General features: G+C 61.8%; 9 protein-coding genes, 1 tRNA gene and 4 pseudogenes. 10 read left to right on the top strand and 4 right to left on the bottom strand.

What is annotated here, in order from left to right:
* Positions 1-313 precede the first annotated feature (313 nt).
* Positions 314-3,673 (bottom strand): PAS domain-containing protein, encoded by a 3,360-nt coding sequence (locus tag IVA82_RS32945; RefSeq protein ID WP_247389213.1) that lies wholly within the window; start codon positions 3,671-3,673, stop codon positions 314-316.
* Positions 3,674-4,314: 641 nt separating this feature from the next.
* Here IVA82_RS32945 and IVA82_RS32940 point away from each other — a divergent pair.
* The 5 genes and pseudogenes from IVA82_RS32940 to IVA82_RS32920 form a co-directional block, all read left to right on the top strand.
* Complete coding sequence (locus IVA82_RS32940) at positions 4,315-4,749, top strand: phasin (RefSeq protein ID WP_247389212.1); 435 nt, start codon at positions 4,315-4,317, stop codon at positions 4,747-4,749.
* Positions 4,750-4,944: 195 nt separating this feature from the next.
* Positions 4,945-5,021 (top strand) — tRNA-His (locus IVA82_RS32935).
* 83 nt (positions 5,022-5,104) lie between these two features.
* Positions 5,105-6,730: a hypothetical protein gene (locus IVA82_RS32930; protein ID WP_247493698.1), complete on the top strand. Its 1,626-nt coding sequence runs from the start codon at positions 5,105-5,107 to the stop codon at positions 6,728-6,730.
* A gap of 639 nt (positions 6,731-7,369) precedes the next feature.
* A complete protein-coding gene (locus IVA82_RS32925) occupies positions 7,370-8,149 on the top strand; it encodes a reverse transcriptase domain-containing protein (RefSeq protein WP_247389210.1) in 780 nt (259 codons plus the stop codon).
* A gap of 73 nt (positions 8,150-8,222) precedes the next feature.
* Positions 8,223-8,672: pseudogene (locus IVA82_RS32920) on the top strand (DUF932 domain-containing protein); the annotation flags it as partial.
* Positions 8,673-9,040: 368 nt separating this feature from the next.
* On the opposite strand, the gene IVA82_RS48630 reads toward IVA82_RS32920, so the two are convergent.
* Entirely contained in the window at positions 9,041-9,175 is a 135-nt protein-coding gene (locus IVA82_RS48630; RefSeq protein ID WP_256469745.1) for a hypothetical protein, read from the bottom strand.
* Between the two features lie 282 nt (positions 9,176-9,457).
* Positions 9,458-9,739 carry a helix-turn-helix transcriptional regulator gene (locus IVA82_RS32915; RefSeq protein WP_247389209.1) on the bottom strand — a complete coding sequence of 94 codons (282 nt, stop codon included), beginning with the start codon at positions 9,737-9,739 and terminating at the stop codon, positions 9,458-9,460.
* 99 nt (positions 9,740-9,838) lie between these two features.
* On the opposite strand from IVA82_RS32915, the gene IVA82_RS32910 reads away from it, so the two are divergent.
* From IVA82_RS32910 to IVA82_RS32890, 5 genes and pseudogenes are all read left to right on the top strand, one after another.
* Entirely contained in the window at positions 9,839-10,111 is a 273-nt protein-coding gene (locus tag IVA82_RS32910; protein ID WP_247389208.1) for a DUF2285 domain-containing protein, read from the top strand.
* A gap of 165 nt (positions 10,112-10,276) precedes the next feature.
* Positions 10,277-10,471, top strand: coding sequence for a DUF6499 domain-containing protein (locus IVA82_RS32905; protein ID WP_247389207.1), 195 nt, complete (start codon positions 10,277-10,279; stop codon positions 10,469-10,471).
* 184 nt (positions 10,472-10,655) lie between these two features.
* A pseudogene (locus tag IVA82_RS32900) lies at positions 10,656-11,017 on the top strand (DUF2285 domain-containing protein).
* A 133-nt stretch (positions 11,018-11,150) separates the two neighbouring features.
* Positions 11,151-11,432, top strand: a complete 282-nt coding sequence (locus IVA82_RS32895; RefSeq protein WP_247389206.1) for a helix-turn-helix domain-containing protein — start codon at positions 11,151-11,153, stop codon at positions 11,430-11,432.
* Between the two features lie 22 nt (positions 11,433-11,454).
* A pseudogene (locus IVA82_RS32890) lies at positions 11,455-12,316 on the top strand (replication initiator protein A).
* 952 nt (positions 12,317-13,268) lie between these two features.
* On the opposite strand, the pseudogene IVA82_RS32885 reads toward IVA82_RS32890, so the two are convergent.
* Positions 13,269-13,894, bottom strand: a pseudogene (locus IVA82_RS32885) (ATP-binding protein); the annotation flags it as partial.
* Positions 13,895-13,995 lie beyond the last annotated feature (101 nt).

The raw sequence follows: 13,995 nt of genomic DNA, 5'->3' as shown, positions 1-13,995 counted from the left end.
GCCCCGAGACCCGCATAATCCACCGAACCGCCGTATACGGACCCGTACGTACGGTGGTGTGGGAGGGGCGACGCCGCGAGGCGTCCCCCTATCCCGATTGGACCGAAGCGAAAAGAGTGAGGCTCGATCACTCGCCTGCAACTCGCTTCACCTCTCCCGCTTGCGGGAGAGGTCGGCGCGCAGCGCCGGGTGAGGGCTTTTTCCGCTTGGGGATTGTCCCGTTGCGGAGACACCCTCTCCCCAACCCTCTCCCGCAAGCGGGAGAGGGAGCGCACCATCTTCGCGGTAATTGCCCGGTTGCTCTGATCGCGCCTTAGGCCCGTTCCAGCGCCTGTGCGAACACCACTTCGATCAGCGTGCCGGTGTTGGCCTTGCTCTTGATGTTGAACCGGGCGCGGTTGGCTTCGACCAGCGCCTTGGTCAGCGACAGGCTGAGCGCCGAACTGTCCGAGGCATCGCCGGGCGGCGGTGTGCGGAACGGCTCCATCGCGGCCGCGACTTCGCGCTCGGAGAGGCCATGACCGGTGTCGCGGATGCGCAAGGCAACCTCGCCGCGGTCAGTGAGGGCGGTCGAGACGATCACCTGGCCACCGGCGGTGGCGAGCCTGATCGAGTTGGAGATCAGGTTCATGGCGACCTGCCGCATCGCGCGCGCGTCCACGCTGACCTGCGGCAGCGCATGGGCGAGCGAGGTGCGGATGATGATGCGTTCGCGGTTGGCCTGCGGCTGCATCACCACGACGCAGGCTTCGATGAGATCGTTGAGGTTGAGGTTAGCGAAATTGAGGTCGAGCTTGCCGGTCTCGATGCGCGACAGCTCGAGCAAATCGTCGATGATGGTGATCACGCGCTCGCCGGAGGCGCGGATGTCCTTCATGTACTCGCCGTAGCGCTCGTTGCCGAGCGTGCCGAAGCGCTCGGAGATCATCACCTCGGCGAAACCGATGATGGCGTTGAGCGGCGTGCGGATCTCGTGGCTGATCCGCGCCAGCATGTCGGCCTTGGCGTTGGCCGCGCCGTTGACGAGATGGCGGGCGCGCGTCAGCTCGCTCTCGCCCTGCTTGCTCTGCGACAGATCGCGGAACACCGCGAAGAAGTTCGGGCCGTCGGGCCGGGTGCGGCCCATGATCATCGCCAGCGGAATGACGCCGCCGTTCTTCTCGCGCCCCAGCGCCTCGCGGCCATGGTCGAGCAGGCTCGATATGTCCTGGTTCTTCAGGCTGTCGAGATAGTCGATGACGATCTGCTGGCTCTCGGGCGCGAACAGCGTCAACAGGTTCGTCTGCAACAAGGCTTCGCCGTCATGGCCGAACAGCGCCTCGGCGCTACGGTTGCAGGCGTAGATGTTGCCCTCGGCATCGAACATGACGATGCCTTCGGCCGTGGTGTCGAGGATCGCGGCGAGATCCTCTGCCTCGGCATCGCCGGCCTCGAGCTCCGGCTCGGGGGCGACGGGAGTCGTTGCAAGCGACTCGGCGATGGCTGTCGCAGCGACGACAGGCGCAGCCTGCGGCAGCGCGCAGATCAGCGCATGCGCCGATAGGCCGTCCCAGTCGATCGTGTGCAGATGCGCCTCGGTGGTCGCGAGCGGCGCTTCGCCGTTCGCCACCGCCGCGCTGATCGTCACCGGTGTGCCTGCTTGCGACGTGCTGCTGGCCGCGGAGACGCCGGGTTCGACATAGAGCGCATCGAGCCCGCCGGCATCCTCCAGCGCGCTCAAATCGGCATAGCCCATGCGCGCGAGGAAGGCGGGATTGGCGTAGAGCAGGCGGTCGAGCCGGTAGATTAGGATGCCCGTCGGCAGCAGGTCGAGCAGTGCGCGGTCGCGCGTGCTGTGGCCGCGTGCGGGCGGAGTGGGTTCGCTGAGCCATTCGGCCGGTCGTTGCGGCGCTTCCGGCTCCGGCATCGGCGGTTCGGACGTCATCGCCGTCGCCAGCGGCTCGGACGTTTCCGCCGCGATCGTCTCTCTGTCGCGTTCGAGGCGCTCGGACAGTTGCCGCGCGAGCTCGTTGAACGCACTGTTCTCGACTGGCGTCAGCGTCGGCGATCTCGTATCGCCGGGCGCTCGGAACGGCACGACATTGGGAGGCGTTTCCACGGATGTTTCCAGACCGGTTGGGTGTGAATTCGCTTCGGTGACGGGTTCGGGCAGTTCAGCTTGAGGCTCAGGCTCTGGCTCGACCACTTCGGCGGACTGACTCTGCAGCACCTCCGGCTTGGTGAGCCGCTCAAAGCGCCGCAGCGCATCGAGCCGGTTGAGGCCGTCGAGATCGCGGCAGACGCCAAAACCCTTGAAGCCCGCAAAGTTGCGCATCCCGTCATAGACGGGAAGTCCCGCGAGCTCGACCGGCAGGTGCTCGCCGCCATCGGCCGGCCAGTTCACGGTGATGCCGGCCCAGGTGTCGTGGCTGGCCAGCGCCGCTGCCACGCGCCCCTCAGGATCGAGCGCGAATTCCTCGGCGATGTCGCGCCAGGGGCGGCCGAAGCCGGCGGCCGTACGCGGGCCGATCAGGCCGATGAACTCGCCCGAGAGAAGCACAAAGCGGCCCTTCGCATCCATCTGCCACAGGAAGCGCAGCGGATGCTGACGCGGTGCGGACGGCTCCGCTTGGCTCGACGGCGGCTCGACCATGCCACCTGTGATCGGCGCAGCCTGCGGCGGCACGATGGCCTCGGCCAAGTTTTCAACCGGAGTTTTGGGCGCGGCTTCGATTGCGTATTCGTTCGTGTCTTCGATCGCTTGTTGGACGGCTTCCTGGACCGGCGCGAGGTCCGGCGCCGCTTCGCTTGCGGGCGCCGCGGGCGCTTCCGCGGTCGTCTCGGTCGGCGTCGGCGCGTCGGCCGGCTCGGCGAACGCATCGAACAGCGCGATACCGAACGGCATTTCGTTTGGCGGCGCGGGCTGTTCATCGTCCGGCGGCGCAGATGAAGCAGCGGGCATTGCGACGTCTTGCGATGGAGCGGCCTGCTGAGACGCGCTCTCCTCAAGCGTCTCAGCCGCAACGTCGTGCGCGGCCTGCACAAGCGCGGGCTCGATCAGCGCGACCAGGCCGATATCGGCGCCAACTCCGACCCGTCGCAGCACCATGTGGCCGATGCCGATCGGGATCCGGGCGCGGCCCTGGGCAAGTGCATCGCGGCGCGCCTGCTCGAGGCCGGCCTCGACCAGATCGCGAAAGCCGAGCAGCGGGCGGGCGGCTTCGCTTGCGCCAGCGAACAGGCCGTCGGGCGCAAACGCCGCCATCGGCACCGCAGCGCCCTCGACCAGCCGGTGCAGGCGCTCGACCAGCGGCATAGTTTTGCCGGCCGGATCCATCGCGGTGACCAGCACGCCGTGGTGGCCATCGGCGAATTCGAGCCGCGCGCAGGCGCAGGTCATCAGGCCGCCGAGCCGGGCGCCGAAGCCGCGCAGCCGTTCGAGCCGCACCGCGCCGTTGGCCGCCAGCTGACGCGAGAGGCGGACAATCTGGCGGCGATGGACGTCCGCCGGCCCGAAGGGCTTTTGCGCCAGGGCTGCGGCATGGGCCGCGCCAAAGAACTTTGCGCCGACCGGATTGGCCCAGAGCACGCGCGCGCCGTCGATCGACCAGAGCCAGGAGGGCAGCGCCGAGGTCGCGTGCACGGCCAGCCGCGGATCGCCCACGCCTCGCACCTGGAAATCCGAACTAATCATCCAACCGGCTTGTATCTCGCTGTCACGCTTCAGGTGGGGCGGCTGCCGGGAATGACAGCCTTAAGAAAGGGTTAGTATCGCCCGCGGGCGCGGGCAGGTCCACGGCCCCGGTCTAGAAGCAAAGACCTAAAGCCGCGATAACCTTAATGCTGCCGAACCCGCAAGCGGCACCTCGGTCGCATCCGGAGGATTCGCGGGCGGGCCGTCATTCCGGGCCCCGTAGCGCGGGTTCGGTCACCTCTCCCGTTTGCGGAAGAGGTCGACGCGCTCGAAGAGCGCGTCGGGTGAGGGCTCTCTCCCCACCGGGATTGTCCCGCTATGGATGCACCCTCTCCCCAGCCCTCTCCCGCACGCGGGAGAGGGAGCGGACCGCTATCATTGGTTCACGCTATGCGCGCCATCAACCTCGGGTTCCCCTCCCTAGGAACTTCATCCTCTCCGAGATTAAATTTTCGCAGACGCCCTTCAATCACATTGCAGTGCACAATGTTGACATATTAGGCAGAGATGGTGGCGTCGCTGGGCGAGCCATCTTGTTTGTTTCGTGTTTCCAGTCTCCGTACCCGCCAAACTTATGGCCCCGATCGGGCCGGCGGGCGCCAGAAGGCTCACTCCGTTTTTCATCATCGTGAGGGACAACCATGACAGGTGCGACTGATCCGTTTTCTGCCTCGATCATTCCGTTCGAGGTTCCCGAGCAGATGCGTGCGTTCGCCGAAAAGGGCGTTTCGCAGGCCCGCGAGAGCTACGCCAAGTTCAAGGACGCGGCCGAAACCCACAACGGCACCGTCGAGGCCGTGTTCACCTCGGCCAGCAAGGGCGCGAGCGAGTATAGTGCCAAGCTGCTGGAGTTCATGAAGGCCAACACCACGGCCCAGTTGGACTTCGCCCAGGAGCTGTTCAGCCTCAAGTCGCCGTCCGAAGCACTGGAGCTGTGGACCGGCCACACCCGCAAGCAGCTCGAGACCTTCCAGGCCCAGGCCAAGGAGCTCGTCGAGATCGGCCAGCGGGTTGCGAATGCGACCGCCGAGCCGATCAAGGCCTCTGCCTCGAAATTCTACCCGCCCGCGGCTTAAGCGAAGCGGCGTTGAATTGATTAAGAAACCCGGGCCGTGAGCCCGGGTTTTGCTTTGGAAATAACGCTGCTTGAAGCGTCGATTTGGGGGTCTTGCGGCCTTGCCAAAAACGCCCGTTGCACCTAGTTTCCGCCCCGTCCAGCCCCCTTGGTTCTCGGCCCGTTCAAGGCGCTTCCCGAGGCGGCTCGCGAGGATGCAGTTGTAGCTCAGTTGGTTAGAGCGCCTGTCTGTGGAACAGGAGGTCGGTGGTTCGAGCCCACCCAACTGTACCATGCTGCAAGATTCCCCTGCAATCCCGGCATCTTACTGATAGACCTAACGTATTTGCGCTGCCTAAATACAAAAGGCTGCACAAATGGCATTGCGAATGATCGCGTTGAATCGACTTCCAGACAATCGATGGTTTGCTCGAAAGGTCATCCCAGAGGACGTGCGAGAGGCGTACCAGCGTCTATACGGCCATAAGCGTGAAGCCCACTTGAAGCTCCCCGCTGATACGCCACGGCATGAGGCCAAGGCCCGCCTCGGTGAATGGGCTGCTGACGTCGAAACACGCATTGCCACGCTTCGCGCTCAGCGGAATGGCGAAGGCCAGCCGCTCACCAAGCTCAACGCAATCGCGCTGGCGGGCCGGTGGTACACTTGGTTCGTAAAGCACCATGAGGGAGAACCGGGGAAGCCGAAGTATTGGCGAGACTTCAGCGATCACCTTGTGTGGAACGTGATCCGCCCCGAGGCGCCCGATGATTACGAGGAAGACCCGAAGACCGATCCTCAATGGGAATGGGCTAAGGAGCCTGAGGTTCGCGGGGCGGTGCGGCCACAAATAGCCGAATTGGGGCGGGTCGCGACGTTCCTCGCTGGTGAAGGAATAGCACTGAACGCCGCTGCATACGCCCTGTTCGTGGACGCGGTTAGCGATAACCTCTTGCCTGCAATCACGTTGCTGGAGAAGCGCGCGAACGGCGATTATTCACACGATGAAACGCCGAGTACCTTCCCGCCCTACACAGACGGTCCCGCGCGTGCGTCGGGTGTGAGCTGCTGGGACCTTTTCGAGGCTTTCGTTCTCGCAACGAAACCAGCGCCCAAGACGGTGACGCGATGGCGCGCCGTGTTTCTTGAAATGCAGCGCGAATTTGCCGAAGTAGGGGCCGAGGGGATTACCGAGGATGCGGCCCGCAAATGGATACAGGGCCTCATCTTCGAGAAGCGTCAGGCAATCACTGTTCGGGAGGTTTGGCTCTCATCCTCCCGACGTGTGTTCGCTTGGGCGCGTGAGCATAAGCGCATCCGTGACAACCCGTTCAAAGAAGTGAAAGTTGACGTGCGCCGCAAGGCACAAAGGCGCGAGGACGGTCGGAATTTCACTGCGGCTGAGGCCCGGATCATTCTCAAGGCGAGCCTCGGGTATGAGAAGCCGAGCACCCCCACAGAGAGAACGCGGCGTTGGGTGCCGTGGCTCTGTGCCTACTCGGGAGCAAGATCAGGCGAGGTCACCCAGTTGCGCGGCATCGACATCGAAAATCGCGACGGCATCAATGTGATGAGAATTACGCCGGATGCAGGCACGACAAAGACAAGCAAAGTTCGCATTGTGCCACTACACGAGCACCTTATCGCTCAAGGTTTTATCGAGATGGTGCAGTCGGTGGGGAAGGGCGCGCTGTTCTACAATGACAAGACGCCGCAGAAGGTGAGCAATGACCCGCTGAAGCCCACGCGGTCCCGCGCTGATACCGCTCGTGCCCACCTCGGCACTTGGGTGCGCAGCTTGGGGGTTGATGATCGCGACATCGGTCCCAACCATGCTTGGCGCCATCTCTTCAAGAGGATCGGTGACGAGGTTGGCATGCGTGAGAAGATGAACGATGCGATAACGGGGCACACGCAGGCTACCGAAGGCAGAAAGTATGGGGCACCAAGCGTGCAGGCTATGGCCGAGGCCCTCAACAAGTTCCCGCTCTACTCGGTAGAGTAGCCACCAATCCGATCGAGGCGGGACGCTTGCCGGATGGATCACCGGATTTGTATTTCCGGGGATTTTACTGCTGGAACAGCGGTGCGCCACGAGTGCGTGAAGGGAGGAAGTATATGTAACCGACTTTCATCGCAGTAACTGCGCAAGAGATGAGGGATGGCCCCTCGGATTCGGATTGCAAGATCAGAATCCAAACCGGCACAAGCTGCGTCGGCCCAACGGCCGGGGTGGTGAGCGTTGTGAGAAAAGTCGGGCCTTGAGCCCGGCAGGTGAGCCTCGGGAAGGCGAATGGAAATAAACCGTTGATGACGCATCGAAACAGCAATCAGATGTTGTCTAAACCGAGGGTGCGCTATTCCCTTGGGATAAAGCTTGGCGAGTGCCTGATCTATTGGCCAAGCGGCAACCGGTGTTTAGACGGCGCGATCCCGACGGCAGGCTCTTGCGTGGAACGTGGGAACCTGCGCCATGATGCCAAGGGAGCCCCCGAAGACGGAAGACCCGTTGAGGGCAGAGTACCGATGCATGGTGCAGGGGCGGACGGGTTCGCAGTAGTGATGAAGCCCGGTAACGCGGGTGGACCGAAGGGACCCGATCTTCTTGCTAAGGACGAAGGTCAACCAGAAATGGGAGGAGCCGATGTCTGAAGCAAAGCCGTACAATATTTCCAAACACCTCGTTTGGGACGCTTGGAAACGAGTGAAATCGACCCTGGAGGAGAGAACACGCGGAACCCCGCAGGGTTCTTCGGTCTCGCCGCTGCTCGCGAATTTGGTACTGCATCATGCATTCGATTTATGGATGCAAAGGACATTCCCGTGTCTCTGCTTCGAAAGATACGCAGACGATGCGATCGTCCATTGCAGGACTGAAAGCGAGGCCCTAGCCGTCATGGAGGCGATTAGAAGGCGCCTCGCGGAATGCGGTCTGGAACTCCATCCGGAGAAAACCCGGATCGTCTACTGCAAGGATAAGATGCGCCGAAAAGAGTACGAACACATCACGTTCGACTTTTTGGGGTATACCTTCAGACCACGGGCCGCGCGAGACCGGCGAGGTGGCCTCTTCCTGAGCTACCAGCCGGCGATCAGCACCAAGGCAGCAACGAAAATCCGGCAGACGGTTCGCTCGTGGCGGATCGCCAGCACTCGGAATAATCAGAAGCTGGAAGACTTGGCAAAGTTGATCGATCCCAGTGTAAGGGGCTGGCTAAATTACTACGGGCGGTATTATCGCTCGGAGTGTGCTCAGGTCCTTCGGCACATTAACGTGGTGCTCGCTCGATGGGCGAGGTGGAAATACAAAGGGTTGAGACGTCGGCAAAGATCCTCGATGCATTGGTTGGGAAGGTTGGCGAGACGTCAGCCGGACTTACTATATCTGTGGCGTGTCGGCATTCGACCAGCGGTTGGAAGGTAGAAGCCGGATGAGGTGAGAGCCTCATGTCCGGTTTCGTGAGCGCCTCGGGGTGAGATTCCCCGGGGCGACTCGACAAGTGGGCAGCAAGACGCTTGGCATTGCGAGCTTCTACCTTCGCGCCGTCTGCATGAACCGTAATCTGTGGGGCGTCGAGAATCTCGAACAAATCACGATCCAGCACTCGAAATTCGCTGCGCAACGTTTTGCGCATGAGGCCGCACCAGCCCTGACGAGCTTCGCCAATTCGTCGCCTGCTCCGTTCATCGCCGGTATCAAGGCCGCCCGGGAGCGGATCGTTGCCCGCACAGACGATGACCGGGAGAGCTTTCTCCGCAGGGGCGGGTTTTCCAAGTCCGAGACCTCGAAAATTATCGAAACCGTTCTGGGCGAGGAAAATCGCAAGCCGGAAAGCATCTTTGATTTCGTGCAGGGCATCACCGCATTAGCTCGCGGCAAGGCTCATCAGGACACGCGCCTTGAACTAGAAGGCAAAGCCAAGCGCTTGATGGAGCGTGCAATCTGACACTGTGAGCCGCGCAATCGGGAACGTTGCGCGGCTTCGCTTGATGCCCGTGCGCCGCCGCCGATCCGGCAAGCCGGATCGGCGGCGGCGACGCGTATCCGCGTCCGGCGCTCGCCAGGCCTTCGGCCCGGCTCGCGGAGGCGCCACTTAGGCAACGCTTCCATCGAGCCAAGATCGAACGGCTCGCTTTGACCTAACGCCCCCGAATTCTGATATGCTGGCGCTTCCCAGCACGAGGAAGGATTTTCTTTGCGTTGATCGTCCGAAGACCACGTATCGATGAGCTGTCAGGCCTCTCCGATCTTTGCTTCAGGTCTAAGGCTGTGTGGAGCTATGATCAAACGTTCCTGGAGGCATGCCGGGGAGAGCTATCTTTCGGTCAGCACGACCTTGAAGAGACCCATGTCGCTGTTGCCGAACAGAACGGAGGAATTCTCGGGGTCATGCAGGTCAAAGTCAGTTCGGGAGAAGCTGAATTGTTGAAGCTCTTCGTCGAGCCGCACGCACTCCGAAAGGGCACAGGGAGGGTGCTCTTTGCCTGGGCAGCCGAGGTCTCAAGGAGAAAGGGCGCAAGCCGAATGGTTATCGAGGCCGATCCCGATGCGGCGCCGTTCTATAGTAGATTGGGAGCACGTACTGCTGGAGAGGCTCCATCGGGCTCCATACCAGGTAGGCTGCTACCGAGGCTTACGTTTGATCTCTAGCCGCATATCCCCGCGTCGGCGCCGTTCGCCTTCTTGATCGTGCTCTGACTCGAATCAGAGCCGCTTCGGCGTAAGCAGCGTCTACTTGCTCTTGCGACTGGGACGAATCCGTTTTCGGCCCTTGGCTAATGGCTTAGGAGTCGCGGCTCCTTTAGGAGGCTGAAGAAAGAATTCTGATAACTGAACATCTAGCGTTTCGGCTAATCGTTCGAGCAGATCAATTGTTGGATTCTCGGTTTGTCGCTCGAGGCCGCTCATATATGAGCGATCGATCCCGGCATCATACGCCAATTGCTCTTGCGGAATACCGCGATCGACGCGTATTCGGCGAACATTCCAGGCCACGAGCGCACGAGCTTTCATGCGCAAAAGCAGCCATTCTGTAGGCCATCAAACCACTGGCTATAACCGATCTATTCCGATAGTTTAGTCTTGGGTTTCAATCGAATGCCGTAGATATACATGAGTGGGCCATCATTAGATCCGGACGTCGCAGATATTGCTCCAAATGAGCCGGTGCTGACGGCCTATGATGAACAGCATGTCGTCACGTACATTCGCCTTCTGCAGGCGGAGGGCGAGGGGGCGGACTGGCGCGAAGTGACCCGAGTGGTCTTGCATATCGATCCGGAGCGAGAGCCTGATCGTGCGCGGACCGCATATCAAAGTCATCTTGCGCGCGCCAAATGGGTGACCGAGCAGGGGCGCCTCTTGCGCGGCGCCGGCTCAAATTAGAAGAAGATCGCCGCTTAGAGATCGCAGCCAGAACGATTTTCTCCCGCTAGCCGGTGGTCATTCTCAAGCACCACGTGGTGCCAAACTAGGGGCTTCCTACAACCGCCTCGTTCATAATTATTGCGCCACAGTCCTTGTTAGCTGCGTGCAAATGGGGCGGAAGCAATGCCTGGGTTCGACTGGCGGTCGCCGGATTCCTACAAGAAACTACAAGACGCCGAAATCACCGACATCGCCTGGGAATGTCTTCGCCGCAATGCGGACTATCGACGCGACTTTGAGGCGATGATCGCTACCAGCCCAGATGGCGAGGTGACCGCGGCGTTCAGGAGGAGGTGGGGCATCTGCTTTCGCCCATGACCCCCAGCGGTCCTTCGACGAGCAGACAATCTTTTGGGCGCCTGAGGTTCTAGCGACAGTCGTTCCGGTCACGGTCGCCTCGGCCGCCGATCGCAGTTCGGCCTCTCGGCCACTGCTCGACCTTACAGCGGGGGAGGTACGCCGCGCCGCCGACGGCTGGCACGCCGTGCTGCGCATCGGAGCGATGGATCACCGTGTCTGGTCCAAAGAGCCTCCCGTGCTCGGCGGGTCATACGCAGCCGAATTGCCGTTTAATGGCGATTTGGAAGCGCGCGCCTATGCAGCCCGGCGGCTGTGGCGCGCAATGAATGGACGCGCGGCAGGTCCTGCCTTTCACAAATTATCTAAACAGCGGCGCGAACGTCTGAGCGCCGCGATCCGTGCGCTCGATGCTCGCAAGCGCTGTTCGGCAAAAAGCGCATCCCTGATCGCGCCTGGAAGACGCACGATTTGCGCAATCGAACAGTCCGCCTGGTGAAAGGCGGCCTCGCGTTGGTACGCGGAGGTTACCGCAAACTTCTGCGGCCCGGCCGCAGGGACGAATAGCCCCTCGGTCGACGGGTATCGAAAATCATACCCCCAATATTCGGCATCCCCCTCCGAGACCGCGCTTTTCCATGATGACCGCACACACGCCGACGCCGCCATGCGCGGTGCGCTGTCACCTTGGAGTGCTCAAATGCCCGATCCGATGGCCGATCTACCCCCGCGCTTCCTGCGGACACCGGAAGCCGCGCGCTATATCGGCCTCTCCGATCGCACGCTTGAGAAGCACCGCACGTACGGCACCGGGCCAACCTATCGGAAGATTGGTGGACGTGTCGTCTACGCCGTAGATGACCTGAAAGCGTGGGCCGACCTCGGCGCCAAGACGTCGACGTCGGATCCCGGCAACGGCACCGTGCTGCCGGCCAAGAAGCATCCTGTGCTGCGCCCATATGCGGGCCAGGAACGTCGCTGATCGCCGGGTGAGAGCAGTGACCATGCGGCGCAAACACCATTCCGAGCGCGACCAGCTTGAGCTCTTTCGGGCGTTGCCCGGCGATCTCGCGCCCCGCGACTTTCTCGCTCGCAAAAACGAAGCGGATTGTGCCGATCGATTTCCGCGCTGGCGCAATCGCAATTCGTGTCGAAGCCGTGCCGGAACACGGCATGGCAACCATCTGGGATGCAGACGTTCTGATCTGGGCTGCTTCCCAGATCGTCGAAGCACGTGACGCCGGCTTGAAGACGTCGCGCCTGATGGCTGCAACGCCTTACGAGATTCTGACGTTTGTCGGTCGCGGCACCAGCGCACGCGACTATGACCGCCTGAAGGCCGGTCTGGACAGGTTGCAGTCAACGACAGTACTGACTTCCATTCGCCAGCCAGCAGAGCGACGACGGCACCGTTTCTCGTGGATCAACGAGTGGAAAGAGACCGCTGATGCAAACGGTCGTCCGTTTGGGCTCGAGCTGATCCTGCCGGATTGGTTCTATGCGGGCGTCATCGATGACGCACTCGTGCTGACGATCGACCGCGCCTATTTCGAACTGACGGGCGGGCTTGAGCGGTGGCTCTATCGGCTCGTGCGCAAGCACGGCGGCCGGCAAAACGGCGGCTGGAGTTTTGACCTCGTACACCTGCATGCCAAATCCGGCATCCTGTCGCCGCTCAAGCATTTTGCTTACGACGTACGGCAGATCGTCCTAGCGCCAGATGTTGCCCGGCTATCACCTCGTGCTCACGCGCGCCCCGAACGGTACCGAGCGGCTGAACTTCGCACCAACGCCCGTCGGTCCCCTAACTAACGGGCACGCTTGTGCCGCCGCGGTCTCGTTCCAAATTCGGAGGACAACCTGTGAATCAGCTCGTGCTGTCGGGGACCGCAACCCTCGTGCTATCGAGGACCCGATCCTCATGCTATCGGGGACCGGAATCGAGCTTAAGAGCTTGTTTCTCCGCGCTTTCCAGCCGCTCTAGCGGACAGCCGCAGCGAAGCCCGCCTAGGTAGCTAACCAACACCGCGAGTAAGACGTCAGTCAGGACGGTCCAGGACGCCCATTGGAGGTATCCGCCGCAGTCGGCCGAGTTCCATGACTACGGTCATACGGGCAGCTAACGCGGAGCCGCGCTCGGTGAGGAATACGTAGCGGCGCCGAAGGTCGCCCTGGGAGCGTCTATCATTATCCTTCACAACCAGAAGGCCGAGGCCGTCACGCGGATATTTTTCGTAGTCAGGACCCGCAGATGATGCGAGATGGTCTGAGGTTCGACACCGCACCTGAGCGCCAACGCGGACACCGTTAGTCCCTCCTCAGCCCAAACCGCGAGGGAGGAATGTGGGTCGCCTGCGCAATGGTCAGGCGATCATACAGCTCAAGCAACACATGTATCGCTGTGGCGAAGCGGAAGACCAAGGTTCGCTCCAGCGTTGCGAGTTGACAGTATTGATTCCTAAGCTCGTCAGGCACGTCATGCTCCTCCGCCAGCGTGAAAAGGATGAGTGAAGCATGGCGCCGTCGCAAATAATACGCGACGAGGTGGCAGTTACTTCGCAGACAAGCCGTTGGTCATGATCGATGCCGAGCGAATGCACAGGAGCGAAGGCGCTCTTGGTGTTGTCGGCATCAAGAGTTCGGGCCACTTGCCGAACACCGTGCAGCAATTTACCTGTCAATCGGCGTTCGACTGGGACCCCCTATCGGCATCCAAAAGGGACCCCTTTGATCGGCGTGCTCTGCTGGTAGCGCTCGGGTCGTCGGAGCTGGTCGGGGTTGCGGAGACGGCGCGAGCGCGGGTTGTTTGAACATCGTCGCGGCTTTTGAATCGCCAGCTGTCGTTGCCGGTCTCGAGGATGTCGCAGTGATGGGTCAATCGGTCGAGTAGCGCGGTGAGGTGCGCTCGTAGAGCCGGCTGATGAGATGGAACAGGAGCTGACCGCCGGATTGTGCGAACGGCAGATAGCCCAGCTCGAGAACGATGAAGTCCATGCGGGTCAGATGCTCGGCGAGCCGTCCCTGCCGACCGTTGCGGGTTTCGGTCTCGAGCCGGTTGACGAGGTCGACGACGTTGTAGAAGCGTCCTCTAGCGCCATCGCGGATGCAACTTCTGGCGATGGCAATGGCCAGGTGTGTTTTGCCTGTACCGGTGCCGCCAACCAGCACGACGTTGCGTTGTTGGGCGATGAAGCCGCCGCCAGCGAGATCATTGACGAGAGTCTGATTGATCGGCGTGCCGTCGAACTGGAAGTCGGCGATGTCCTTGGCGAGCGGCAGCTTGGCAATGGTGAGCTGGTATTTGATCGACCTGGCTTGCTTCTCGTTGATCTCGGCGTTGAGCAGGTCGCCGACAATGCGCTGAGGTTCGTGCTGGCACTTAACGGCAGTTGCCATGATCTCGTCGAAGGCAGCCTTCATGCCGTAGAGCTTGAGTTCGCCCATGATGCGGCGCGACAATCAAGATGGGAATCCCGCGACAATCAGGATGAGAATGCGCCGCTGCCGGGGTGACGAAGGGAGGGCGTAGCCCGACCGGAGTTACC

The sequence above is a fragment of the Bradyrhizobium sp. 142 genome, assembly GCF_023074015.1.
GTDB lineage: Bacteria > Pseudomonadota > Alphaproteobacteria > Rhizobiales > Xanthobacteraceae > Bradyrhizobium.
The sequence above is the reverse complement of the archived record's forward strand: the minus strand, read 5'-3'. Positions and strand labels throughout refer to the sequence as shown.